Here is a 25,550-nt window from a genome sequence, read left to right as displayed (position 1 = left end):
TTTTAACGCTGATAGATCAGGATATTTCATGACCAAGCCGTTGCCCAAAGTCACGCCGAACACATGGGAATTTCTGCGCGACCCCATGATCGCCCCCACCGGTTTTCGCGAATATGACGCGCGCTGGCAGTACCCCGAGGCGATCAACCTGCCGGGCATCACCGCGCTTGGCCTTGGTCTGGGCACGCAGATGCAACAGCGCGGGATCGAGCCCGTTATCGCTGTGGGCAATGATTACCGCGACTATTCCCTATCGATTAAAAATGCGCTGATTTTGGGCCTGATGCAGGCGGGTATTCACGTTAAGGATATCGGCCCCTGCCTGTCGCCCATGGCCTATTTCGCGCAATTCCATCTGGATGCGCCAGCGGTGGCGATGGTCACCGCCTCGCATAACCCCAATGGCTGGACCGGCGTGAAGATGGGCTTTGAACGCCCGCTGACACACGGCCCCGACGAGATGGCAGAGCTGCGCGATATCGTTCTGGAAGGGCGTGGCGAACAGCGCGAAGGCGGCAAGTATGAATTCGTCGATGGCGTGCGCGAAGCCTATCTGGATGATCTGGTGGGTGACTTCAAAATGACCCGCAAGCTCAAGGTCGTCTGCGCCACGGGGAACGGCACCGCGGCCGCCTTTGCACCCGAACTGTTCAGCCGTCTGGGGGTCGAGGTGGTCGATAGCCACAACACGCTGGATTACACGTTCCCGCATTACAACCCGAACCCCGAAGCAATGGAAATGCTGCATGATATGTCCGACAGCGTGAAAGCCTCGGGCGCGGATTTCGCGCTTGGGTTTGACGGCGACGGCGACCGCTGCGGCGTGGTGGATGACGAGGGCGAAGAGATTTTCGCCGACAAGATGGGCGTCATCATGGCGCGCGATCTGTCTGCGATTTACCCCAACAGCACCTTTGTCGCCGATGTGAAATCGACCGGGCTTTATGCCTCTGACCCTGTTTTGCAGGCCAATGGCGTTACGGCGGACTATTGGAAAACCGGCCACAGCCACATGAAACGGCGGGTCAAACAGTTGGGTGCGCTGGCGGGGTTCGAGAAATCCGGCCACTACTTCCTGGCTGAACCCATCGGGCGTGGCTATGACTGCGGCATGCGCGTCGCGGTCGAGGTCTGCAAACTGATGGACCGCAACCCCGCCATGAAGATGTCGGACCTGCGCCGCGCCCTGCCCCACACATATTCCACCCCCACCATGTCGCCCTATGCGTCGGATGAGGACAAATACGATATCCTCGACCGGATCGTCGCCAAGTTGAAAGACGTGACCGAATTGGGCGGCCGCCCCGTGAAAGAGGTCGTGGCCGTGAATGGCGCGCGGGTGATCCTGGACAACGGCAGCTGGGGGCTGGTGCGCGCCTCTTCGAACACGCCGAACCTTGTGGTGGTCTGCGAAAGCTCTGAATCCGAGGAAGAATTGCGCGCAATCTTTGCCGATCTGGACGCGGTGATCCGGACAGAGCCGGAGGTTGGCGACTACGACCAAACCTTCTGATTGCATCAAGACTCGCCAGAATCCTATAAGTTGAGTAAATGTTGATGTGTCTGCCCCCTCGGGCAGGCACATTTTTCGTTTAGGGGCCCTGATGGTAAAACGCGCGCTGATCACCGGCATCACCGGTCAAGACGGGTCCTATCTGGCGGAGTTGTTGCTGGACAAAGGATACGAGGTGCATGGGATCAAGCGGCGGTCGTCATCTCTTAATACGCAGCGGATTGATCATATTTATCAAGACCCTCACGAGGATGATCCCGATCTGATCCTGCATTATGGCGATCTCACCGACAGTTCGAACCTGACGCGGATCATGCGCGAAGTGCAGCCGGACGAGGTCTATAACCTTGGCGCGCAAAGCCATGTCGCGGTCAGTTTCGAGACGCCCGAATATACGACAGAGGTGAACGCCAACGGGGCCCTGCGGCTGTTAGAGGCGATCCGGTTTCTGGGGTTGGAAAAAAAGACCCGCTTTTACCAAGCATCAACTTCTGAGCTGTATGGCTTGGTCCAAGAGACACCACAGACCGAGGAAACACCCTTTCACCCGCGCAGCCCCTATGCGGTTGCCAAGATGTACGCCTATTGGATCACGGTTAATTATCGCGAGGCCTATGGGATCTATGCCTGCAACGGCATCCTTTTTAACCACGAAAGCTCCCGCCGTGGCGAAACCTTTGTCACGCGCAAGATCACGCGCGGCTTGGCCAATATCGCGCAGGGGTTGGAGGGGTGTCTTTATATGGGCAACCTCGACGCGCTGCGCGATTGGGGGCACGCCAAGGATTATGTGCGCATGCAGTGGATGATGCTGCAGCAGGACGTGGCAGAGGATTTCGTGATCGCCACCGGCGTGCAGTATTCCGTGCGCCAGTTCATCACATGGTCGGCGGCAGAGTTGGGGATCACCCTGCGGTTCGAAGGGATGGGCGTGGAGGAATGTGCGATTGTCGATAGCGTCATTGGGGAGGATGCCCCGAGTGTGCGCCCCGGCGATGTGGTGATGCGCATTGATCCGCAGTATTTCCGCCCCGCCGAGGTGGAAACGCTGCTGGGGTCGCCCGCCAAGGCGAAGAAGAAACTCGGGTGGGAGCCGCAAATCACCGCGCAAGAGATGTGTGCAGAGATGGTGGCGAATGACCTCAAGGTCGCACGGCGGCATGCGTTGTTGAAAGAGCACGGGCTGGATCTGCCGATCTCGCTTGAGAACGGATAAGCCTATGCGGAAGATTTATATTGCAGGGCATCGCGGCATGGTCGGCGGGGCGATCTTGCGGCAGTTGCAGGCGCGACAGGATGCTGGGGAGGCGTTGGAACTGGTGACGCGGACCCGTGCAGAACTGGACCTGACCGATCAAGCGGCGGTGCGAGACTTTATGCGTTCTGAGGCGCCGGATGTGGTGATCCTCGCCGCGGCCAAGGTTGGCGGGATCATGGCGAACAACACATATCCCGCTGAGTTTATTTACGAAAACCTGATGATCGAATGCAACGTGATCCATCAGGCGTTTGCGGCGGGGGTTCAACAGCTGCTGCAACTGGGCAGCTCTTGCATCTATCCGCGCGACGCGGCGCAGCCGATGGCCGAAAATGCCCTGCTGACCGGCCCGCTTGAGCCCACGAACGAGCCCTACGCCATCGCCAAGATCGCGGGCATTAAACTTTGCGAAAGTTATAACCGGCAATATGGCGTGGATTATCGCAGTGTGATGCCAACGAATCTCTATGGGCCGGGGGATAATTTTCATCCGCAGAACAGCCATGTTTTGCCCGCCCTGATCCGCCGTTTTCATGAGGCTGCACGCGACGGGGCGGCGGAGGTCGTGATTTGGGGCAGCGGCAAACCGATGCGGGAATTCCTGCATGTGGACGATATGGCGGAAGCGTCGCTGTTTGTGTTGGACCTGCCGCGTGATGTTTACGCTGCGCAGACGCACCCGATGCAAAGCCATATCAACGTCGGCACGGGCCGCGACATCAGCATCGCGGCGCTGGCGCAGATGGTGGCGGAGGTGACGGGGTTCAAAGGGCGGCTGGTGTTTGACACGTCGAAACCTGACGGGACGATGCGCAAGCTGATAGATGTCTCGCGTTTGGCGGAAATGGGGTGGCGCGCGCGGATCGATCTGAAAGACGGGCTTCGGGAGACGTATGATTGGTTTTTGCGACAGGATCACCTGCGCAGCTAAATCTAAAGCATTTGATTAATCTCTCGTTAGAATTTTTCAGATTAACTGCCTCTCATGATGCACGCTATTCTCCTTTGCGGCGGGTCGGGCACACGTCTTTGGCCCCTGTCGCGCAAATGCTACCCCAAACAGTTTGCCAAGCTGATGGGGGATGAAAGCCTGTTCCAGATTTCGGCTAAGCGTCTGACCGGCCCCGGATTCGCCGCTCCGATTGTGGTGACGGGCGACCCGTTCCGGTTCATCGTGACCGAACAACTGGCGCAGGTAGAACGGGCGGCGCAGGCGATCCTGATCGAACCCGAGGGACGCAATACCGCCCCTGCGATCCTTGCCGCGGCGCTGTATATTGCGCGCACTGACGCGCAAGCGCTGATGCTGGTCGCGCCGTCGGACCATGTGATTCCCGACTGCGATGCTTTTGCCCAGACGGTGCAGGCCGCGGTGCCGCGCGCGCAGGCCGGTGATCTGGTCACCTTTGGCATCACGCCTACGCGGGCCGAAACGGGCTATGGCTATCTTGCGCTGGCTAAAGGTGCGGATGCGAGCGCTCAAACTCCGCAACCCCTTGCGCGCTTTGTCGAAAAGCCGGATCGCGCACAGGCGCAGGGGATGTTGCAGGCGGGGAATTTTCTGTGGAATGCCGGGATCTTCTTGTTCACGGCGCAGACGATTATTGACGCCTATCAGACCCACGCGCCCGAGATGGTGCGCGCGGTGCGCGCATCGCTTGACGGGGCGACCTCTGATCTGGGGCTGACCCGTCTCGCGCCCGAGGCTTGGGGGCAAGCCGATGATATCTCTATCGATTATGCGATCATGGAGAAGGCGGATAACCTCGCGGTGATGCCTTTCGCCGCCGGATGGTCCGACTTGGGCGGTTGGGATGCGGTCTGGCTGGAAAGCGGGCCGGACGCGGCGGGAAATGTCTGTTCCGACAATGCCACGGCGATTGATTGTGCGGGCACGCTGCTGCGGTCTGAAACCGACGGGTTGCAGCTGGTCGGCATCGGGCTGGACAACATCATCGCCGTCGCCATGGGGGATGCGGTGCTGGTGGCGGATAAATCGCAAGCGCAGCGGGTGAAGGAAGCGGTTGAGGCGCTCAAAAGGCGGGATGCCAGCCAAGCGGTCCAACTGCCGCGCGATTACCGGCCGTGGGGGTGGTACGAAAGCCTTGTGATCGGCGGGCGGTTTCAGGTGAAACGCATCGTGGTGAACCCCGGCGCAGCCCTGAGCCTGCAAAGCCATCACCACCGGTCGGAACATTGGATTGTGGTCGAAGGCACCGCGAAAGTGACCGTGGACGATACCGTCAAATTAATCAGCGAGAACCAGTCAGTCTACATCCCGCTCGGGTCCGTGCACCGGATGGAAAACCCCGGCAAACTGCCTATGGTGCTGATTGAGGTGCAGACCGGCAGTTATTTTGGCGAAGATGATATTATCCGCTACGAGGATGTCTATGCGCGGGGGTAAGGCTTCGTCTGCCTTGGCACGAAAAAAGCGCCCCCCTCTAGGGGCGCTTTCGCTGTTTCAGGCTTTGCGTCGGATCAGCTGCGCGACAGGACGCTGGCGGGGCGCGCTTTGGCCAGACCGCTGGTGATAAAGCCTGCAAGCACCGCTTTGATGATGTCACCGGGGATGAACACGGTCACCAGCGCGGCGGATTCCAGCAGCGATTTATCCAGCGCGATCGACAGGCCGATGATCCCGAAGATATAAAGCACGACGATCCCGCCGATGACCGAGGCAACCGCCGCAACGATGGTCAGCGAGGGCCCGTACCATTTTTCGACGATCAGGCCGGTGACAAAAGCCGCCACGGGGAAGCCGATCAGGAAGCCCGAGGACGGCAGCATGAAGGCACCCAGCCCCCCGTTGCCACCGGCCAGAAGCGGCAGCCCCAAAGCGACCAGCAGCAAGAAGAGCAGCACGGCCAGCGCGCCGCGTTTGGCCCCCAGCACGGTCCCGCAAAGCATGATGCCCAAGCTTTGCGCCGTGATTGGCACGCCAAAGCCAAGCGAGAATTTCGGGATCAACGCAAGTGCTGCAATCAGGGCAGCGAACAGCGCAACGAGGGTCAGGTTACGTTCCATAACAAAGGGTCCTTTGCGTAAATTTGACGGCATGTATCCCCGCGATCACAAAATTAAGCAAGCGTCGTGATCGTGACCAAAGGTCAGCGCGGGTGTTATGCAACCGGTGCGGCACAGGCCAGCAGGGCGGACACGTCCAGATGGGTTTCCATATGGTCGGCCAGCGCGTCGAGCGTATCTTCCACGGTCTGACTGTAGGAGGTCGGCCCTGCCCTCAGCCCCAGTTGCGCCAACCAGGCACTGCGGAAACTATCGTTGGTAAAGAGCCCGTGCAGATAGGTGCCGGTGATCTTGCCATCGCGCGACCCTGCCCCGTCGGGGGTGCCATTGATATGCGCAAAGGGCGTGGCGCAATCGGCCCCCACCGTCTGACCGATGTGGATTTCATAGCCGTCGATCTGCGTGCCCGTTGCGGCATGGTCGGCGGTGACGCGGGTCAGGGTCTTGTCCGGGGCCATGCGGGTTTCGACATCCAGCAGGCCCAGCCCCTCTTCGCGGCCCGCGGGCCCCTCGAAGCCCTGCGGATCCTCGATAAACCGGCCCAGCATCTGGTAGCCGCCGCAAATTCCCAGCACCGCGCCGCCGCGCCGCACATGGGCATAAAGGTCGATGTCCCAGCCTTGGGCGCGCAGGAAAGCCAGATCGCCGCGGGTGGATTTCGTGCCCGGCAGGATCACCAGATCGGCGTCCGCGGGCAGCGGCGTGCCGGGGGGGACCATGGTCAGCCGCACCGAAGCCTCCGCCGCCAGCGGGTCGAGGTCGTCGAAGTTCGAGATGCGCGAGAGCATGGGGCAGACGATGTGGAACCCGCCGTCGGAGGGGGCGCGCGACAGGTCCACCGCGTCTTCGGCGGGCAGCAGATGCGCGTTGGCAAACCACGGCAATGTGCCGAACCCCGTCCAGCCGGTGCGGCGTTCAATCTCGCGGTAGCCGTCGTCAAAAAGGCTGACATCGCCGCGGAACTTGTTGACCAGAAAGCCGGTGATCATCGCCGCGTCCTTTGGGTCCATCACCACTTGGGTGCCCACGATCTGGGCGATGACGCCGCCACGGTTGATGTCTCCGGCCAAGACAACGGGTACACCTGCGGCGCGGGCAAAGCCCATATTGGCAAGGTCGTTCTGGCGTAGGTTTACCTCTGCCGGGCTGCCGGCGCCTTCGACGATGATCAGATCGACGCTTTGCCCGAGGATTCCGAAGCTTTCGAGCACGGGGGCCATCAGCCCTGCGCGGGCCTTGCTGAAGTCACGCGCTTGCAGGGTGCTATGGCGCTGCCCCTGCACGATCACCTGCGATCCGCTGTCGGTTTCGGGCTTCAGCAGGATGGGGTTCATATGCACCGAGAGGGGCCGCCCGCAGGCGATCGCTTGCAGAGCTTGGGCGCGGCCGATCTCTCCGCCGTCCTCGGTGACGGCGGCGTTGTTCGACATGTTCTGCGGCTTGAACGGCGCGACGGAAAGCCCCCGACGCGTGGCCGCGCGGCACAGGCCCGCCACCAGCATGGATTTCCCCACATTCGATCCGGTGCCCTGGATCATGATGGCGCGGGTGGGCATGGCGGGACCTCGTGTTTTTTGTGCAGCCCTTGGTGTCAGCCTGCGGTGATCCCGTCAAGCATCCGCGGGTGCCCCCTGCCCATTGGCCACCATCGGGAAAATCGGCGCAAAGCGGGTTTGGCCCCTGCGTTATGACAGGCGCAGCTTGACAGGGGCGGGCAAATGACCAATGCAGGGCGTATGTTGGTTCCTGTCCCAGACAGGCGAAGAGGGAACGCGATACGCATTGATCCAGCCTTGGGTCAGCGCCAAGCGCAGCCGCCCCCGCGACCGTGACCGGAGAGAGCTTTCAACCACTGGCCCGCAGGCTGGGAAGGTGAAGGTTCGCAAGGCAAGCTGCCTTAGATCCGCAAGCCGGGAGACCTGCCAGCATAGTTTGTAACGGGCGAACGGGGTGTTTCGCGACTGGCCTAGAACGCTGTTCGCATGTCGTTCGCTGCTGGCGATCCCCCTTGGCCCATCGACGTATGAGGCAAGATATGACCACCACGGATCAACCGGTCACCGTCACCATCTGCACCACCTGTCGCGCAGGTCAGATCACCGCCGAGGACGCGCCGCGCCCCGGGCAACAGCTGTTTGACGCGCTGTCGGGGCATCTGCCCGACGGTGTGCAGCTGCGCGGAGCCGAATGTCTGTCGGCCTGTTCGCGGGGCTGTTCGATGGTCCTGTCGGGTGGGCCGTCGCGCTGGACCTATGTGTACGGCGATCTCGACACGGACGCGCATTTGTCCGATATCGTGAAGGGCGTCTCTGCCTATGCCCAGACCTCTGATGGCGTGGTGCCCTGGCGCGAACGCCCCGTGGTCTTCCGCAAACAATCCATCGCCCGCATTCCCCCACAGGAGCCTACCGAATGACCAACCTTACCAAAATCCCCGTTACCGTGATCACCGGCTTTCTGGGCGCTGGCAAAACCACCTTTATCCGTCACCTGATGGAGAACGCGGGCTCCAAGCGTCTGGCCGTGCTGGTCAATGAATTCGGCACCGCCGGTGTGGATGGCGACATCCTGAAATCCTGCGCGATTGACAATTGCCCCGCCGAGAACATCGTCGAGCTGGCAAACGGCTGTATCTGCTGCACCGTGGCCGATGACTTTATCCCCACCATCGAAGCGCTGATGGCCCTGCCTGAAACGCCTGATCACATCCTGATCGAGACGTCGGGGCTGGCGCTGCCAAAGCCTTTGCTCAAGGCGTTTGACTGGCCAGCGATCCGGTCGCGCATCACCGTGGACGGCGTGATTACGCTTGCCGATGCCGAAGCCGTGGTCAGCGGGCAGTTCGCCCCCGATCTGGAGGCCGTGGCCGCGCAGCGCGATGCCGATGACAGTCTGGACCACGAAACGCCTTTGTCCGAGGTGTTTGAAGACCAGATCGCCTGCGCCGACATCGTGCTGCTGTCCAAGGCCGATCTGGCAGGCCCCGACGGCGTCGAGGCTGCGCGCAAGGTGATCGAGGCGCATGCGCCGCGCAAGCTGCCGATCATTCCGATGACCGAAGGCGTGATTGACCCCCGCGTTGTGCTGGGTCTGGAAGCCGCCGCCGAAGATGACATCGACGCGCGCCCCAGCCACCACGACGGGCATGACGATCACGAACATGACGACTTTGAAAGCGTGGTGATCGACATGGGCGAAGTCGCCGATGTCGCCACGCTTGAGGCCGCCGTGTTGCGCTTGGCGCGCGAGCAGAAAATCCTGCGCGTCAAGGGCTATATCGCCGTTCAGGACAAACCGATGCGTCTGCTTGTGCAGGCCGTGGGCGAACGCGTGCGCAGCCAGTTCGACCGCCCTTGGGGGGACATGCCGCGCCGCAGCCAGCTGGTTGTGATCGCAGAGCATGATCACGTGAACGAAGCCGCGATCCGCGCGGTGCTGGAGGGCTAAGCCGCCATGCATGTCGTCTTTCGCGAAAGCCACGGACTGGACCAAAGCGATCTGCCCCAAGACCTGGGGCAGACGCCGGCGGATCTGGTGGTGCTGTCCTTTTCGGACAGTGATCTGGGGGCTTTCGCGGCGGGCTGGCATCGTGCGGAAGGGGGCTTGCCGTCGTTGCGGCTGGCCAATCTGGTCGCGCTGAAACATCCGTTGTCGGTCGATACCTATGCCGAACAGACCCTTGCAGGGGCCAAGGCGGTATTGGTGCGGCTGATCGGGGGCGAAAGCTATTGGCCTTACGGGCTGGCGACCTTGCAGGATATGGCGCGCAAGCAGCAGATCGCGCTGGCGGTGCTGCCTGCGGACGGCCAACCCGACCCACGGCTCGACGCGCTGTCGACGCTGCCGCATTCGACGTTAAGACGCTTGCAACATCTGTGCGATACGGGCGGCGCGGTGGCTGCGCAGGCGGCACTGGCGCAGCTGTCGCTGGCCGCAGGGCTTTACGCGGGGCCGGCCAAAGGGGCCAAGACCGTGCCCGAGGCGGGGTTCTACCGCCCCCATACCGGTGTGATCCCTGCGCCGGAACCCTCCGACAAGCCGCGCGCGATTGTGACCTTCTACCGGTCCTATTTGACGGCTGCCGATACCGATCCTGTGGATGCGCTGATCGCAGCGCTTGACGCGCGCGGCTTTGACGCCGTGGGGCTCTTCGCGCCCAGCCTCAAGGGGGACACCGCGCCGTGGATCGCGCAGCAGATCGCCCGGCTTGATCCGGCGGTGATCGTGAACGCCACCGCTTTCTCCGCCCAGCGCGGGCCGGATGAACCCTCGGTCCTGGGCGCATCAGATTGCCCCGTGGTGCAGGTCGCCCTATCGACCGCGCGTCGGCGCGATTGGGCCGGATCAGAGCGCGGGCTGTCGCCTACCGATCTGGCGATGCATGTCGTCTTGCCCGAGGTGGATGGCCGTCTGTTCGGCGGTGTCGTCAGCTTTAAACAGCCCGGCAAACGGGACGAGGCGCTGCAATACAGCCGTTTCGCCCATCGCGCCGACGCGAACCGCGTGGATTTCATCGCCGATCGCGTGCAGCGCTTGCACCAGCTACGGGTGCAAGACAACGCGGCAAAGTCTGTGGGTGTGGTGCTGTCCACCTACCCCGGCAAAGACTGGAACATGGCCCATGCGCTGGGGCTGGATGCGCTGGCCTCCCTGCAGAAGATGACGGCCCAGCTGGCGGCGCAGGGCTATGACATGGATGCGGGGGAGTTTGCCGATACGCAAACGGTTGCCAGCCGTCTTGGCACCGAAACGCTCCGCTGGCCGATGGCAGAGTATGAGGCCGCGCTTGCAAAGCTGCCACAGGCGTTGCGCGAGGATCTGACCGAAAGCTGGGGCGCGCCGCAGGATGATCCGCTGTTTCACGACGGGGCGTTCTGTTTTCCGGCGCTGCGCAGTGGCAAGCTGCTGGTCGCGTTGCAACCCGAACGCGGGGCGCTGGCCGAACGGGACGATGACTATCACGACCTGAGCCGCACGCCGCGCCCGGGCTATGTCGCCTTCTATCTGTGGCTGCAACAGCAGGCGGATGCGATGGTGCATGTCGGGGCCCATGGCACGCTGGAATGGCTGCCCGGCAAATCCGTCGCCCTGTCTGACGCCTGCTGGCCCGAGGCGCTGATCGGCCCGATGCCGGTGATTTATCCCTTTATCGTCAATGACCCCGGCGAGGCCGCGCAGGCCAAACGCCGTATCGGGGCCGTGACCGTGGGCCATATGCCGCCCCCTTTGGTGACATCGAAACTGCCCGATGCATTCGGACGGTTGGAACGGCTGCTGGATGAATACTCGACCGCGGACGGGCTGGACCCTGCGCGGCGCGACCGGCTGATCGCGGACATCCGAGCCGAGGCGCAGGGCCGCGGGGTAGAGCAGGACCTCGGCCTTGATGCCAGCGCCAGCGCGGCAGAGGCGCTGACCCGCATCGACCGCTTCGTCTGCGACATCAAGGAAACGCAATATGGCGACGGGCTGCATGTCTTTGGCGCAGGCGATCATGGGACGGGCGAGATCGACGGGCTGATCGCGGCGCTTTCGGCGCGGTTTGTGCCCCCCGGCCCGTCGGGGTCCCCCTATCGCGGGCGCAGCGATGTGCGGCCCACGGGGCGCAACCTGTTTACCACCGATCCACGGGCCGTGCCCTCGCGGGCGGCCTATACCCAAGGGGTGAAGCTGGCCGAGGAGCTGTTGCGCAAGCATTTGCAGGATCACGGCGACTGGCCCAAGGGGTTGGTCATGGACATGTGGGGCTCTGCCACCATCCGCACGGCGGGCGAGGAGTTTGCCATGGCGCTGCATCTGGCGGGTCTGTCCCCCCGCTGGGATGACGGCAGCGACCGTGTGAGCGGGTTCGACATTCTGCCGCTTGCGCTGTTGAACCGTCCGCGCATTGATGTGACCCTGCGGGTGTCCGGCCTGTTCCGCGATATGTTCCCCGGTCTGGCGCAGTTGTTCGAGACGGCAATTGCCAAGCTGGCCGAGCGTCCCGAAACGGCTGCTGATAACCCCTATCTGGTGCAGACCCCGCGTGTCTTTGGCCCGCGCCCGGGATCCTATGGCTTGGGGATCGGCACCGCGATGGACGATTATTCCGACGAGGCGCGCACAGCGGCGGGCGAGGCGTGGCTGGCTGCGTCGTCCTACGCGATCGACGCGCGCGGAGAGATCACCTATGCCCGCGACGCGCTTGAGACGCAGCTGACGCGGGCCGATAGTTTCGTGCACCTGCAAGACCTGCCCGAGACCGATCTGCTGATGGCAGAGGATTACGCCGCACATGAAGCCGGCTTTGCCGCCGCGATGCAGCGTTTGGGCAAGGGCGGGGCTGCCGCGCTGTACCATCTGGATGCCACCCGCCCCGACCAGCCCCGTGCCCGCACCCTGACCGAGGAGCTCGCCCGTGTGGTGCGCGCCCGTGCCGCCAACCCCGATTGGGCCACAGGCATGATGGCGCATGGTTTCCGCGGTGCCGCCGAGATTGCCGCGACGCTGGATCACCTTGCCGCCTTTGCGCATCTGGCGGGCGTTGTGCCGGACCATCTGTTCGACGCCATGTTCGATGCGACACTGGGGCGCGATGATCTGGTCGACTTTATGCAGGACGCCAACCCACAAGCGCTTGCTGCGTTGCGCGCGCGGTTTGATGCGTTGCACCGGGCGGGGCTTTGGACATCGCGCCGCAACTCTGTCCTTGCCGAATTAGGCACCATCGCATGAGCGCGCCGCAGGTCTTTGGCTGGTGCCCCGGTGCGCTGCGACCGATGATGTCGGGCGACGGGTTGGTGGTGCGGCTGCGTGTGCCGATGGGGCGGCTGAGCCCTGACCAGATCCGCCGCGTTGCCACGCTGGCGCGCACCCATGGCAACGGGATGATCGACCTGTCGGCCCGCGCGAACCTGCAACTGCGCGGGGTGACAACGGATAGCCATGCCGCATTGGTCGACGGGCTGCGCGAGATTGGCCTTGTCGATGCCGATCTGGCGGCAGAGGCGCGGCGCAATATCACCGTGACGCCGTTCTGGCAGGATGGGGACGACAGCCACCGCGTGGCACAAGCGCTGGCCCATGCGCTTTCCAACGATGGCGCACCCGACCTGCCCAGCAAGTTCGGCTTTGCGATCGATTGCGGGGCGCGGCCTGTGCTGACGTGCACCTCTGCCGATATCCGGATCGAACGTAGCGCTGCTGGCCTGATCTGCCGGGCGGACGGGGCGGAGATAGGCCAGCCAGTCACAGTGGATACAGCCGCAGATGCCGCACTGACGCTGGCCCGCTGGTTTCTGGACACCGGTGGCGTGACCGACGGTCGGGGGCGCATGGCGGCGCATATCGCGACGCGGGGGGCTCCGGTGGGCGCTGATACCGCCCCCCTCCCCGCTGCGCCCGTCCCTGAGCCCGGTATGACCCCGCAAGGCACACTTCTCGGGTTTGCCTTTGGCCAGACCACGGCGGAAAACTTTGCGCAGCTGGCGGAGCTTGGTGCGCTGCGGCTGACCCCTTGGCGCATGGTGTTGATGGAAGGGGGCACCCCTTCGGCTCCGCTGCCCGATTTCATCACCGACGCCCGCGATCCGCGCCGCCGTGTGCAGGTCTGCACCGGTGCCCCCGGCTGCCGTCAGGCCCTGTCGGATACCCGCGATGCTGCTCGCGCCATTGCCGCGCATCTGTCGCCAGACAGCGACGACACGATCCATATCTCGGGCTGTGCCAAAGGCTGCGCCCATCCCGCCCCTGCCCCCGTCACGCTGACCGCCAGCTATGACGGGCATTTCACCCTTATCCGCCACGGGCGCGCAGGCGATCCGCCGCAAAGCGCGCCGCTGACAGTGACCCAAATTCAAGACAGGAGGCTTTGAGTGCCCCACACCTACGAGACCAACGGTGCCGCGATCTATCTGGAAAGCTTTGCCACCATCCGCGCCGAGGCTGATCTGGCGCGGTTCACCACCGATGAAGAACGTGTCGCCGTTCGGATGATCCACGCCGCCGGTCTGGTCGGACTGGAAAAGCACGTACAGTTTTCTGAAAACATGGCGCAGATTGCACGGGCGGCGCTGGCGGACGGCGCGCCGATCTTATGTGATGCGCATATGGTGTCCGAAGGGATCACCCGCACGCGCCTGCCCGCTGACAACCAGATCATCTGCACCCTGCGCGACCCCAAGGTGCCAGAGCTGGCGCAGCAGATGGGCAACACACGCTCTGCCGCGGCGCTTGAACTGTGGCGGCCGCATCTGGCGGGGGCCTTGGTGGCCATCGGCAACGCGCCAACGGCGCTGTTCCACCTGCTGAATATGCTCGAAGATCCCGACTGTCCGCGCCCTGCGGCCATCATCGGCTGCCCCGTCGGCTTTGTCGGCGCGGCGGAATCGAAAGAGGCGCTGATGCAGGATTTGCCCGTGCCGTCGATGATCGTGCAGGGGCGTTTGGGCGGTTCGGCGATTACCGTGGCGGCGGTGAACGCGCTGGCCACGTGGAAGGAATAACGATGGGCAAGGTCATTTGCATCGGGCTTGGCCCCGGCGATCCCGAATTGATGAGCGTCAAGGCGCACCGCCTGCTGACCGGCGCGCAACACGTCGCGTTTTTCCGCAAACCCGGGCGGCGCGGGCAGGCCCGCACCATCGTGGACGGCATCATCGCCGAGACGGCGGTGGAACATGCGATGGAATACCCCGTCACGACAGAGATCCACTTCAGCGATCCCGAGTATAACCGTCTGCTGTCGGCCTTCTACGACGATTGGGCCGAGCGTCTGACTGACCTCGCGCAGAGTGAAGATGTGATCGTGCTTTGTGAAGGGGATCCGTTCTTTTACGGGTCTTTCATGCATCTGCACAGCCGCCTTCAGGGCCGCGCCGAGATCGAGATCGTGCCCGGCATCACCGGCATGTCGGGCTGCTGGACCGCGACGGGGCATCCGATCACCTGGGGTGATGATGTGCTGACCGTGCTCATGGCCACGCTGGACGAGGAAGAGCTGGCCACGCGGGCCGCTAATACCGATGCGCTGGTGGTGATGAAGATTGGCCGCAACCTTGATAAGTTGAAGCGCGCACTGACCAAGGCGGGCCGCTTGCAGGACGCATGGCTGGTCGAGAAAGGCACGATGGCGGGGCAGACGGTGCAAAAGCTGACGGAAGTTCCGGCCGACGTGCCCTATTTCTCGATCGCGATCGTGCATGGTCAGGGGCGGCGACCATGACCGGCTGGGTGCGCGTTGTCGGCCTTGGCCCCGGAGACGAGGCGCTGGTCACGCCAGAGGTGCGCGCCACCGTGGACGCGGCGACCGATATTGTCGGCTACATCCCCTATGTGCGCCGGATTGCCCCGCGCGACGGGCTGACCCTGCATGAAAGCGACAACCGGGTAGAGCTGGACCGCGCCGCACATGCGCTTGAAATGGCGGCGGCGGAGCGGCGTGTGGTGGTGGTGTCTTCGGGCGATCCGGGGGTCTTTGCCATGGCCTCTGCCCTGTTCGAGGCGTTGGAGAAAGGCCCGGAAGACTGGCTGGCAATCGATATAGGCGTCCTGCCCGGCATCACCGCGATGCTCGCGGCGGCGGCGCGGTTGGGGGCACCGCTGGGGCATGATTTCTGCGCGATCAACCTGTCGGACAATCTGAAACCCTGGTCGCTGATCGAAAAACGGCTGCGGCTGGCGGGGGAAGCAGGGTTCGCCATGGCGTTCTACAACCCGCGCTCGGCCTCGCGGCCGCATCAGTTCGCCACCGCGCTTGATATTCTGCGCGAGGCTTGCGGGCCGGAGACCTTGATCTCTTTCGCGCGCAACGTCAGCCACCCGGACGAGACATTGCGCACCGTCACGCTGGCCGAAGCGACGCCGGAGATGGCCGATATGCGCACGGTTGTGATCGTGGGCAACGCCGATACCCGCCGCGTCGGGACACATATCTACACGCCACGGTCCGTCGTATGATCAAGCCACGCCAGGATATCGTCGAGCCGCGCAAATGTGGTGCGAGGGGGCACCGCGGGGCGCTGGATCATCAGCACGCGCAGCCCCAGCTCGCGCGCGGCGATAAGCTTGGCCTCGGCCCCCGTGCCGCCGGCGTTCTTGGCGATGATCAGCTTGGTCCCGTGGTCGCGCAGCAGGGCGATGTCTCCGGCCAGGTCGAACGGTCCGCGGGCGAGGGTCACGGTCGTATGCGGCAAGGGCAGCGGCGCGGCGGGCTGGTCCACCAGCCGCAGCAGATAATGGTGCTGCGGATGGTTGGCAAAGACAGACAGCGCCTGCTTGCCGATGGCCAGAAAGACCCGCGTCGACACCTGCGGCAGCGCGGCGGCGGCGGCTTCAATACTTGGCAGATGGGTCCAATTGTCGGCGGCAGTCTCGGCCCACGGGGCACGCTCAAAAGCGGCCAGCGGGATGCCTGCCTGCGTGCTGGCGGCATGGGCGTTACGGCTCATCTGTGCGGCGAAGGGATGGGTCGCGTCGATCACGCGGGTGATGTGGTTCTGCGCGATAAACGCCAGCAATCCGGCCACGCCGCCAAAGCCACCCACGCGGGTGGGCAGCGGCTGCGCCACGGGGGCGGCCGTGCGTCCGGCATAGCTGAACAGCGCATCATCGCCACGGTCGGCCAGCGCGCGCGCGAGGCTGGAGGCCTCTGTCGTGCCGCCAAGAATGAGGGTGCGCGTCATGGCTGATCCTGTTGCTGCCTGGGTGACCCTGATTGGTCTGGGCGAAGATGGCCTTGGCGGGCTGACCGATGCAAGTCGAAAGGCGCTGGCAGAGGCCGAAGTGATCTTTGGCGGGGCCCGGCATCTGGCGCTTTGTGACGCGGGGGCGCGGGGGCGGGAATGGCCGCTGCCGTTCAGTGTAGCGCCGGTGTTGGAACATCGCGGGCGTGCGGTGGTGGTGCTCGCCTCGGGTGATCCTTTCTGGCACGGCGTGGGCGGTTCGCTGGCGCAGGTGCTGGACCCGTCGGAATGGCGCTGCTTTCCCGCGCCGTCCTGCATGACGCTGGCGGCTGCGCGGCTTGGCTGGCGGTTGGAGGAGGTCACGACCCTTGGCCTGCATGCTGCCCCGTTCGAGGTATTGCTGCCCCATCTGGCGGCAGGTGCGCGGCTGATCTGCACGTTGCGCGATGGATCTGCCCCTGCGGCGCTGGCAGACTATCTGACCGCGCAGGGTTTAGGCACGTCCCGCCTGACGGTGATGGAGGCGCTTGGCGGTCCGCGTGAAATCGCGCGCGCGGCCGATGCTGCGACGTTTGACCTGAGCGACATTGCCGCCCCTGTAGTGGTGGCGATTGCGGTATCGGGGGGGGCTGGGTTCAGCCACGCGCCCGGACGGGACGCGGCGCTTTTTGCCCATGACAGCCAGATCACCAAATCACCCATGCGCGCGTTGACGCTGGCCGCGCTGGCCCCCCGCGCGGGGGAGCTGCTGTGGGATGTGGGGGGCGGATCGGGCTCTGTCTCTGTTGAATGGTGTCTGGCCGCGCCGCAAGCGCAGTCCATTGCAATCGAGCCGCGCGAAAGCCGCTGCGATAATATCACCGAGAACGCCCGCCGTTTTGGGCTGGCGGGTCGGATGCGCTGCGTCCGGGGCACGGCCCCCGATGCGCTGGCCGATCTGCCCCTGCCCGCTGCGGTCTTTCTGGGGGGTGGCGCGTCAGAGGATGTCTTGCAGGCGATCTGGCACAGGATCACGCCGGGCACGCGGCTGGTGGCGAATGCGGTGGCGCTTGAAACCCAAGCCTTGCTGATCCGCTGGCACGGGATGCACGGCGGGCAATTGCTGCGGATCGACTTGGCGCAGGCGGCCCCCTTGGGGACCATGCAGGGCTGGCACCCCAGCCGCCCGCAACTGCAATGGAGCGTCACCCGATGATCGTCGCGGGCATAGGATTGCGCGCGGATGCGACCGAGGCGGATTTACACGCGGCTCTTGCGCTGACGCGGCGCACGCCGGACACGCTCGCGACCCTCGCGATCAAGGTGACGCCAGCGCTACGGCGCTTTGCCGACAGTCTGGGATTGCCGCTGATCGAACTGTCGGAAGCCGATATCGCAGACATCCCGACGCGCACCGTGTCACCGCGCGTGCAGGCGCGGTTCGGGACCGGATCACTTGCCGAGGCCGCCGCATTGCGCGTTGCCGGTCGCGGTGCCAAATTGACGACCTTGCGTGTGGCCAGCCCCAATGGCATGGCCACCGTAGCTATCGCGGAAGGAATTGCCCCATGACTGTTCACTTTATCGGCGCGGGCCCCGGTGCCCCTGATCTGCTGACCCTGCGGGGGCGCGACCTGATCGCGGCCTGCCCTGTGTGTCTGTATGCCGGATCGTTGGTCCCGTCTGAGCTGCTGTCCTACTGCCCTGCGGATGCGAAGATCGTGAACACCGCGTCGCTGTCGCTGGACGAGATCATGGCAGAGATCAAGGCCGCCGATGATGCGGGGCAGGATGTGGCGCGGCTTCATTCGGGTGATCTGTCGGTCTGGTCCGCCATGGGCGAGCAGCTGCGCCGCTTGCGCGAGTTGGACATCGACTATGACATCACCCCCGGCGTGCCCGCCTTTGCCGCTGCCGCCGCCGCTTTGGGGAACGAGCTGACGCTGCCCGGTGTGGCGCAGTCGCTGGTGTTGACGCGGACCTCGGGGCGGGCCTCGGCCATGCCCGAGGGTGAAACGCTCGAGAATTTCGCCGCCACGGGTGCCACGCTGGCGATCCACCTGTCGGTACATGTGCTGGATGATGTGGTCGCGCGGCTCACCCCTCATTACGGAGAAGACTGCCCCGTCGCCATCGTCTGGCGCGCAAGCTGGCCGGATCAACGGGTGGTGCGGGCGACCTTGGGCAGCGTGATTGACGCCACCGACGGCGAACGCGGGCGCACGGCGCTGATCCTTGTCGGCCGCGCGCTGACGGCAGAGGAGTTCCGCGAAAGCTGTCTGTACGCTGGCGATTACGACCGCCGTTTCCGCCCCGTGGGCACAGAGCCGCGCTTTCCAGAGGGCACAGAATGATCGAGACAACGCAACTGCCCAAGGGCCTGATGATCTCGGCCCCGGCGTCGGGCACGGGCAAGACCACCTTGATGCTGGGCCTTTTGAACGCGCTCAGCCGTCGCGGCGTCGACGTGCGCCCGTTCAAGAGCGGGCCGGATTACATCGACCCCGGCTTCCACCGCGCGGCCTGCGGGCGGTCGTCCTATAATATCGACAGTTGGGCCATGGGGTCGGGCGTGTTGTGCAACCTGATCGGCACCGCCCATGGCGGCGATCTCGCCCTGATCGAAGGGTCAATGGGGCTGTTTGATGGTGTGGCGCAACCGGGGGAAACCTCGAACGGGGCGAGCGCCGATATCTCTGCCATGACGGGCTGGCCGGTGGTGTTGCTGCTGGATGTATCGGGTCAGGCGCAATCGGCTGCGGCCACCGCCCTTGGGTTCAAGACGATGCGCCCAGATGTGCATGTCGCGGGTGTGGTGCTGAACAAGGTCGCCAGCCCCCGTCACGAGGCCCTGCTGCGTCTGGGGATGGAGCAGGTCGGCATCCCCGTTCTGGGCGCGCTGCCCCGACAGGGATCGGTCACGCTGCCGGAACGCCACTTGGGTCTGGTGCAGGCCGAGGAGCAGCCCGAGCTGATGAAGCTGCTGGATGCGGCAGGTGATTTCATCGCGCAGCATATCGACCTTGATCTGATCGTCTCTGCCGCCCAAGGGCGCAGCATTCCCGACGGGCCAGATGTGCTGCCCCCGCCCCCCGGTCAACGGATCGCTTTGGCCAAAGACGCCGCGTTTTCGTTCATCTATCCGCATTTGCTGGACCACTGGATCGCCGCGGGTGCGCAGGTGTTGCCCTTCTCGCCGCTGGCGGATGAGGCACCGGACGACAGCGCCGACATCTGCTGGCTGCCCGGCGGCTATCCCGAGCTGCATGCCGGACGCCTTGCCGCTGCCGCGCAGTTCCGCGACAGCCTGCAACAATTCGCCACGACGCGCCCGGTGCATGGGGAATGCGGGGGGTATATGGCGATGGGGGCCGGGTTGGTCGACAAGGAAGGCGTGCGGCACCAGATGGCGGGGCTGCTGGGGCTGGAAACCAGCTATGAGAAGCGCAAGATGCATCTGGGCTACCGGCTTGCCACGCTGAACGAACCCGGCCCCGGCTATGACGCGGGCGCGCGGTTGCGCGGGCATGAATTCCACTATTCTACCATCCTGTCGCAACCAGACACGCCGCTGGCGCGGGTGGTCGATGCCAATGGGGCCGAAGTGCCCGAGACAGGCTCGCGCCGCGGCCATGCGACGGGCACCTTCTTTCACCTGATCGCGGGGGCGTCATGAGCGGTTTTGTCTCTTTCGTCTCCTCCGGTCCGGGTGATCCCGAGCTGCTGACCGTGAAGGCGGTAAAGCGGTTGCAAGAGGCCGAAGTCGTGCTGTTCGACGATCTGTCGGCGGGTCCGATCCTTGAACATGTCTCACCCGAGGCGGATCTGATCGGGGTCGGCAAACGCGCCGGACGGCTGTCTCCGAAGCAGGATCACGTGAGCCGTTTGCTGGTCGAACACGCATTGACCGGCGCGCGGGTGGTGCGGCTCAAAAGCGGGGACGCGGGCGTGTTTGGCCGGCTTGAAGAAGAGCTGACCGCGCTGAAAGCCGCAGGCGTTGCCTTCGAGATCATCCCCGGTGTGACGGCGGCGTCTTCGGCGGCGGCGGCGGCGATGATCCCGCTGACCCGGCGGCTGACCGCACGGCGGGTGCAATTCATCACCGGCCACGGCGAATCGGGTGCCTTGCCCGAAGATCTCAACATGGCGGCGCTGGCCGACCCTACGGCGACCACGGTCGTCTACATGGGGCGGCGCACCTTTGCGGGTTTCGCCGCGCGGCTGATCGAGGCGGGCTTGCCCCCCTCGACCCCAGCCCTGCTGGCAGAGGCGGTATCGACCCCCGATCAAAAGCTGAGCCGCCACACCGTGGAAAGCCTTGCCCATCTGCCGCTGGATCCCGCAACGTCAGCGCCTGCGCTGATCCTTTACGGGCCGTTGACCGAATAGATGACTTGACAAAACCTGCCCGAAAATGACCACCTATTCCGGACGGTTCCCCGTGCGCCTTCGGGCAATCGGGGTGAAAAGGGAATACGGTGCGGTGCCAAAGCAAAGGTGCCAAATCCGGAACTGCCCCCGCACCTGTAAGTGAAGAGCAACCCGCATTGCCACTGGGCCACACCGCCTGGGAAGGCGCGGCACGCATGGACGCACAAAGTCAGGAGACCTGCCGTCATGGGGATGATCCCCGATCCAACTGGCTGCCCCCCGGGGCGGCTTTCACATTATGCCGTCGGGGAAGACGGTAAGGAGACCTGAATATGCATATCGAACCCGAAGTCGTGACCGGCGCCAAGCTGGTCCTGTCCTATGGCACCGCCGCCGGTGCTGCGGCCTATACCGCGAAAACCGCAATGGACTCTGTCCGTGAGAAAGGCGTCGTGCCTTTTGCGGGCGGGGCCATGGTGGCCACCGCGCTGACCTTTGTCTTTTTTCAGGTCTTCCCGCATTTCCCCGTGGGCGTGAGCGAAGTGCACCTGATCCTCGGGTCGACCCTGTTCCTGCTGTTCGGCGTGGCCCCTGCGGCTGCGGGTCTTGCGCTTGGTCTGCTGGCGCAGGGCGTGTTCTTTGCCCCCATCGACCTGCCGCAATACACGATGAACGTCACCACGCTGCTGGTGCCTTTGTTCATGGTCTCGGCGCTGGCCAAACGCATCATCGCGCCCAACACCGCCTATGTTGATCTGACCTATGTTCAAGCGCTCAAGCTGTCGACCGCGTTTCAGGCGGGCGTTGTGGGCTGGGTCGCCTTCTGGGCCATCTACGGTCAGGGCTTTGCCGCCAGCAACATCGCCGCTGTGGCCAGCTTTGGCGGGGCCTATATGATGGTCATCCTGATCGAGCCGCTGGTGGATCTGGCCGTGCTCGCCGCCGCGAAAACCCTGCGTGATTTCGCGGGCAGCGCGCTGTTCACCAAACGTCTGACACAGACTGCCGCTGAATAATCCAAGACCCGACGCGGCCCCCTACTCTGCGGGCCGCGTCACCCCCTGCCGGAGCCTCAAGATGTTTACGCTTTCACTGATCGGCATCGGGTCCGGCAATCCCAAACACCTGACATTACAAGCCATCGACGCGTTGAATGCCTGCGATGTGATCCTGATTCCGTCCAAGGGCGCGGGCAAGGATGATCTGGCTGGCCTGCGGCACGAGATTTGCGCCCAGGTGCTGCGGTCGGACGGGCCTGAAATTCACGAATTCACCCTGCCCAAACGCGACGCCGCCAACCCTGATTATCACGCGGGCGTCCACGATTGGCATGATGCCATTGCACAGGTCTGGCTGGCCGAGATGCAGCGCACCCTGCCCCAAGGCGGCCGTGTCGGTTTCCTCGTATGGGGGGATCCGTCGCTGTATGACAGCACCCTGCGCATTGCGGAGCGGTTGCAAAAGGTCGTCACACTCACCGTCGATATCGTGCCGGGGATCACCTCTCTTCAGGTACTGACGGCGGGCCATGCGATCCCGCTGAACACCATCGGCAATCCCGTCACGATCACCACCGGCCGGCAGCTGCGCGATCATGGCTGGCCGCAGGGTGTGGATACGATTGCCGTCATGCTGGACGGCACCTGCGCCTTCGAGGTGTTGCGGCAGCACAGCGACGTGCACATCTGGTGGACCGCCTATGCCGGCATGCCGAACGAGCGTCGCATCGCAGGCCCGCTGGATCAGGTCTGCGACCGCATCATCGCAACACGGGCAGAGGCCCGCGCCGCCCATGGCTGGATCATGGATATTTACCTGCTGCGCCGGTAGACACGCGCGCTACAGCTTTTCAAGCCGTTGCAAAATCGGGCAATCGGGGCGGTCATCGCCAGCGCATTCATGCACCAGATGGGTCAAGGTCTGACGAATATCTTGCAGGTCCGCGATCTTGCTTTCGATCTGCGCCAAATGTTGCTGGGCGATGGCACGGACATCGGCGCTGGCGCGATCCTGATCATCCCAAAGCGCCAGCAGGTCGCGGCAATTCTCGATCGTGAAGCCCAAAGCCCGCGCACGGCCCAGAAACGTCAGCTTGTGCACGTCGCTGTCGCAAAAGCTGCGATACCCGTTGGTGTCACGCGCAGGCGTGATCAGACCGATGTCTTCGTAGTAGCGGATGGTCTTGGCAGGCAGACCTGCGCTTTTCGACACGTCACCGATGTTCATAGACGTCTCCTTTCGTTGAATTAGGCGGTTGCTGCGGCGGCGATCCACCGCAGGCGCAGGGCGTTGAACAGGACAAAGACGCTCGACAATGCCATGGCGGCGGCGGCAAGCACGGGCGACAGCAGCACGCCGAACAGCGGATAGAGCACACCGGCGGCAACGGGGATCAGCAGCGCGTTATAGCCAAAGGCCCAGAAGAGGTTCTGGCGAATATTGCGCATGGTGTGCTGGCTGATGTGCAGGGCGTTCACCACCCCTTGCAGATCGCCCGACATCAGCACCACGTCGGCCGCTTCGATAGCGACATCCGTTCCGGTACCGATGGCGATGCCCACGTCGACCCCCGCCAGCGCGGGCGCATCATTGATCCCGTCCCCGACAAAGGCGACCTTGTGGCCCGCCTGTTGCAGGTCCTCCAGCGCGGCGACCTTGCCGTCGGGCAGCACTTCGGCGACCACGGTATCGATCCCCAAACGGTCGGCAATGGCCTGCGCCGTCGCCTTGTTATCACCGGTGATCATGGCGATTTTCAGCCCCGCTTCGTGCAGCGCCTCCAGCGCTTGGGGCGTCGTTTCCTTGATCGGGTCGGCGACGCCGATCATCGCGACAAGCGCCCCATCCACGGCGGCGAAAAGCGGTGTCTTGCCCTCTGCCCCCCATGCTGCCGACCGCCCCTCTGCCGCGGCGAGAGAGACCCCTTCGGCCTGCATGAAACGGTCCGCCCCGACAAGCACGCGACGCCCCTCGACCTCGGCGCGTACACCGTGGCCGGTGTGCGAGGCAAAAGAGGTTACCGCTGCCAGCGACAGCCCCTGTGTTTCGGCATGGCGCAGGATGGCGCTGGCAATCGGGTGCTCTGACTGCGCCTCGACCGACGCAACGAGCCGCAACGCATCGGCCTGCGACCAGCCGTTGAAGACATCCAGATCCGTCACCTCAGGCCGACCGGCGGTCAGCGTGCCGGTTTTATCAAGCGCGATGGTATCGACCTCGGCCAAGACCTGAAGCGCATCCCCCTTGCGGAACAGCACGCCCATCTCGGCCCCTCGCCCCGTGCCCACCATGATAGAGGTCGGCGTGGCCAGCCCCATCGCACAGGGGCAGGCGATGATCAGCACCGCGACGCTTGCTACCAGAGCGTGCCCCAAGGACGGCTGCGGCCCGAACGCAAGCCAGACAAGGAAAGTGGCCGCGGCAATCGCCATGACGACGGGCACGAACCACATGGTGATGCGGTTGACCATATCCTGCACCGGCAGCTTGGCACCTTGGGCGTCCTCGACCATGCGCACGATCTGCGACAAGGTCGTGTCCGCGCCCACATGGGTCGCGCGGTAAACCAACGCGCCGGTGCCATTCACCGTCCCCCCGACCACACGCATGTCGGGCAGTTTTTCGACGGGCACGGGTTCGCCGGTGATCATGCTTTCATCGACATAGGAACTGCCACGTGTCACGGTCCCGTCTACGGCGATCTTTTCACCGGGGCGCGCATGGATCAGATCGCCGACGGTGATCGCGTCGATCGCAACCTCTGACACGTTGCCGTCCCGCTCTACCCGCGCGGTTTTGGGGCGCAGCCCGACCAGTTTGCGGATCGCTTGCCCGGTTTGGCCCTTTGCCCGCGCCTCTAGCGTGCGCCCCAGCAGGATCAGCGTGACGATCATCGCGGCGGCTTCGAAATAGACCGCTTGCGCACCGGCGGGCAGCAACTGTGGCAAGAACAGCGCCACGGTGGAAAAACCCCATGCCGCCGTGGCCCCCAGAAACACCAGAGAGTTCATGTCAGGCGTGCGTTTCAACAGCGCTGGCACGCCGGTGACAAAAAAGCGCCGCCCGGGCCATGCCAGAACGATGGTGGTCAGCACGAACTGGATCGACCAGCTCAGCTGCTGCCCCAGCGTCGACATCACCCAATGGTGGAACGCGGGGATCATATGGCCGCCCATCTCGAGCACAAACACCGGCAGGGTCAGCGCCGCGGCCAGCAGCGTCATACGTTTAAGATGCGCGGCTTCTTCAACCTTGCGGTCCGGCGCGGGGGAAGATGCGGTGTCCGTCACAGGGGTGGCGGGGTAGCCCGCGGCTTGCGCAGCCTGCACAATGGCGGCATCCGGCTCTGCGGTAAGCGACTGCACCACGGCCTCTTCCCGGGCGAGGTTGACGCTGACATCGACCACACCCGGCACGGCCGCCAAGGCGCGTTCGACCCGCCCGACGCAGGACGCACAGGACATGTTTTCAATGGCATAGCGCCGCGTTTGCACGGTGGCGGGGTAGCCTGCGGTCGCAAGTGCGGCGACGGCGTCCTTGGGGTCGAACCCCGATGCCACCTGCAGCGACGCCGTTTCCGAGGCGAGGTTCACGCGGGCGTCCTGCACACCCTCCACGCGTCCAAGCGCGGTCTCGACCCGCCCCACGCAAGAGGCGCAATTCATACCGCCAATTCCAAAATTTATCGCAACTACATCGCCCATCAGCCGTCTCCTTGGGGTGTCTTGCCCCTCAGATAGGG

Annotated in this window: 23 protein-coding genes and 2 riboswitches; of the genes, 18 read left to right on the top strand and 5 right to left on the bottom strand. The window is 64.1% G+C overall.

From position 1 onward, the window contains the following. Nucleotides 1-28: 28 nt before the first annotated feature. From IV89_RS03785 to IV89_RS03770, 4 genes are all read left to right on the top strand, one after another. Entirely contained in the window at nt 29-1,513 is a 1,485-nt protein-coding gene (locus IV89_RS03785; protein ID WP_037941183.1) for a phosphomannomutase/phosphoglucomutase, read from the top strand. A gap of 91 nt (nt 1,514-1,604) precedes the next feature. Further along, nucleotides 1,605-2,729 carry a GDP-mannose 4,6-dehydratase gene (gmd, locus tag IV89_RS03780; protein ID WP_037941182.1) on the top strand — a complete coding sequence of 375 codons (1,125 nt, stop codon included), beginning with the start codon at nt 1,605-1,607 and terminating at the stop codon, nt 2,727-2,729. A gap of 4 nt (nt 2,730-2,733) precedes the next feature. Then, nucleotides 2,734-3,702 carry a GDP-L-fucose synthase gene (locus tag IV89_RS03775; RefSeq protein ID WP_037941181.1) on the top strand — a complete coding sequence of 323 codons (969 nt, stop codon included), beginning with the start codon at nt 2,734-2,736 and terminating at the stop codon, nt 3,700-3,702. A 54-nt stretch (nt 3,703-3,756) separates the two neighbouring features. After that, the gene (locus IV89_RS03770) at nt 3,757-5,178 is read left to right on the top strand and encodes a mannose-1-phosphate guanylyltransferase/mannose-6-phosphate isomerase (RefSeq protein ID WP_037941180.1); all 1,422 of its coding nucleotides are present in this window, start codon (nt 3,757-3,759) and stop codon (nt 5,176-5,178) included. A 74-nt stretch (nt 5,179-5,252) separates the two neighbouring features. On the opposite strand, the gene IV89_RS03765 is transcribed toward IV89_RS03770, so the two are convergent. Continuing rightward, a complete protein-coding gene (locus tag IV89_RS03765) occupies nt 5,253-5,798 on the bottom strand; it encodes a biotin transporter BioY (RefSeq protein WP_005850072.1) in 546 nt (181 codons plus the stop codon). Nucleotides 5,799-5,893: 95 nt separating this feature from the next. Next, entirely contained in the window at nt 5,894-7,354 is a 1,461-nt protein-coding gene (locus IV89_RS03760) for a cobyric acid synthase (RefSeq protein ID WP_037941178.1), read from the bottom strand. 167 nt (nt 7,355-7,521) lie between these two features. After that, nucleotides 7,522-7,740: riboswitch (cobalamin riboswitch) on the top strand. 93 nt (nt 7,741-7,833) lie between these two features. Here IV89_RS03760 and IV89_RS03755 point away from each other — a divergent pair. From IV89_RS03755 to cobJ, 7 genes are read left to right on the top strand one after another with little or no spacing between them, the layout of a single operon-like run. Continuing rightward, nucleotides 7,834-8,214: a DUF1636 domain-containing protein gene (locus IV89_RS03755; RefSeq protein ID WP_005850076.1), complete on the top strand. Its 381-nt coding sequence runs from the start codon at nt 7,834-7,836 to the stop codon at nt 8,212-8,214. Next, nucleotides 8,211-9,245, top strand: coding sequence for a cobalamin biosynthesis protein CobW (gene cobW, locus IV89_RS03750; RefSeq protein ID WP_009825395.1), 1,035 nt, complete (start codon nt 8,211-8,213; stop codon nt 9,243-9,245). The genes IV89_RS03755 and cobW overlap by 4 nt, the downstream gene beginning before the upstream one ends. Nucleotides 9,246-9,251: 6 nt before the next feature. Beyond that, a complete protein-coding gene (gene cobN, locus IV89_RS03745) occupies nt 9,252-12,512 on the top strand; it encodes a cobaltochelatase subunit CobN (protein WP_037941175.1) in 3,261 nt (1,086 codons plus the stop codon). Then, a complete protein-coding gene (gene cobG, locus IV89_RS03740) occupies nt 12,509-13,651 on the top strand; it encodes a precorrin-3B synthase (protein WP_037941174.1) in 1,143 nt (380 codons plus the stop codon). The genes cobN and cobG overlap by 4 nt, the downstream gene beginning before the upstream one ends. Then, nucleotides 13,652-14,281: a precorrin-8X methylmutase gene (locus tag IV89_RS03735; RefSeq protein ID WP_037941172.1), complete on the top strand. Its 630-nt coding sequence runs from the start codon at nt 13,652-13,654 to the stop codon at nt 14,279-14,281. 2 nt (nt 14,282-14,283) lie between these two features. Beyond that, nucleotides 14,284-15,000 (top strand): precorrin-2 C(20)-methyltransferase, encoded by a 717-nt coding sequence (locus tag IV89_RS03730; protein WP_037941170.1) that lies wholly within the window; start codon nt 14,284-14,286, stop codon nt 14,998-15,000. Then, entirely contained in the window at nt 14,997-15,734 is a 738-nt protein-coding gene (gene cobJ / locus IV89_RS03725) for a precorrin-3B C(17)-methyltransferase (RefSeq protein ID WP_037941168.1), read from the top strand. Before IV89_RS03730 ends, cobJ begins: the two co-directional genes overlap by 4 nt. On the opposite strand, the gene IV89_RS03720 is transcribed toward cobJ, so the two are convergent. Next, nucleotides 15,710-16,459, bottom strand: coding sequence for a cobalt-precorrin-6A reductase (locus IV89_RS03720; RefSeq protein ID WP_037941165.1), 750 nt, complete (start codon nt 16,457-16,459; stop codon nt 15,710-15,712). The genes cobJ and IV89_RS03720 overlap by 25 nt on opposite strands. On the opposite strand from IV89_RS03720, the gene IV89_RS03715 reads away from it, so the two are divergent. From IV89_RS03715 to cobF, 7 genes are all read left to right on the top strand, one after another. Then, nucleotides 16,458-17,654 carry a bifunctional cobalt-precorrin-7 (C(5))-methyltransferase/cobalt-precorrin-6B (C(15))-methyltransferase gene (locus IV89_RS03715; RefSeq protein ID WP_037941162.1) on the top strand — a complete coding sequence of 399 codons (1,197 nt, stop codon included), beginning with the start codon at nt 16,458-16,460 and terminating at the stop codon, nt 17,652-17,654. The two genes, IV89_RS03720 and IV89_RS03715, sit on opposite strands and share 2 nt — an antisense overlap. Beyond that, nucleotides 17,651-18,010 carry a cobalamin biosynthesis protein gene (locus IV89_RS03710; RefSeq protein ID WP_037941326.1) on the top strand — a complete coding sequence of 120 codons (360 nt, stop codon included), beginning with the start codon at nt 17,651-17,653 and terminating at the stop codon, nt 18,008-18,010. The genes IV89_RS03715 and IV89_RS03710 overlap by 4 nt, the downstream gene beginning before the upstream one ends. Then, complete coding sequence (gene cobM, locus IV89_RS03705; RefSeq protein WP_037941160.1) at nt 18,007-18,792, top strand: precorrin-4 C(11)-methyltransferase; 786 nt, start codon at nt 18,007-18,009, stop codon at nt 18,790-18,792. The genes IV89_RS03710 and cobM overlap by 4 nt, the downstream gene beginning before the upstream one ends. After that, entirely contained in the window at nt 18,789-20,114 is a 1,326-nt protein-coding gene (locus IV89_RS03700) for a cobyrinate a,c-diamide synthase (RefSeq protein ID WP_009825405.1), read from the top strand. Before cobM ends, IV89_RS03700 begins: the two co-directional genes overlap by 4 nt. Then, a complete protein-coding gene (gene cobA, locus IV89_RS03695) occupies nt 20,111-20,827 on the top strand; it encodes a uroporphyrinogen-III C-methyltransferase (RefSeq protein WP_009825406.1) in 717 nt (238 codons plus the stop codon). Before IV89_RS03700 ends, cobA begins: the two co-directional genes overlap by 4 nt. Nucleotides 20,828-20,853: 26 nt before the next feature. Next, nucleotides 20,854-21,070: riboswitch (cobalamin riboswitch) on the top strand. A 71-nt stretch (nt 21,071-21,141) separates the two neighbouring features. Then, nucleotides 21,142-21,825: an energy-coupling factor ABC transporter permease gene (locus tag IV89_RS03690; RefSeq protein WP_009825407.1), complete on the top strand. Its 684-nt coding sequence runs from the start codon at nt 21,142-21,144 to the stop codon at nt 21,823-21,825. 61 nt (nt 21,826-21,886) lie between these two features. Then, on the top strand, nt 21,887-22,639 hold the full coding sequence (cobF, locus tag IV89_RS03685; protein ID WP_037941156.1) for a precorrin-6A synthase (deacetylating): 753 nt from the start codon (nt 21,887-21,889) through the stop codon (nt 22,637-22,639). Nucleotides 22,640-22,648: 9 nt separating this feature from the next. On the opposite strand, the gene cueR is transcribed toward cobF, so the two are convergent. Further along, a complete protein-coding gene (cueR, locus tag IV89_RS03680; protein WP_005850098.1) occupies nt 22,649-23,035 on the bottom strand; it encodes a Cu(I)-responsive transcriptional regulator in 387 nt (128 codons plus the stop codon). 20 nt (nt 23,036-23,055) lie between these two features. Further along, nucleotides 23,056-25,512, bottom strand: a complete 2,457-nt coding sequence (locus IV89_RS03675) for a heavy metal translocating P-type ATPase (RefSeq protein ID WP_037941154.1) — start codon at nt 25,510-25,512, stop codon at nt 23,056-23,058. Nucleotides 25,513-25,550 lie beyond the last annotated feature (38 nt).

The sequence above is a fragment of the Sulfitobacter sp. CB2047 genome (assembly GCF_000735125.2).
In the GTDB taxonomy this organism is placed as follows: Bacteria; Pseudomonadota; Alphaproteobacteria; order Rhodobacterales; family Rhodobacteraceae; genus Sulfitobacter; species Sulfitobacter pontiacus.
Note: the sequence above shows the minus strand (reverse complement) of the source record. Positions and strands in the feature narration are given on the sequence as shown.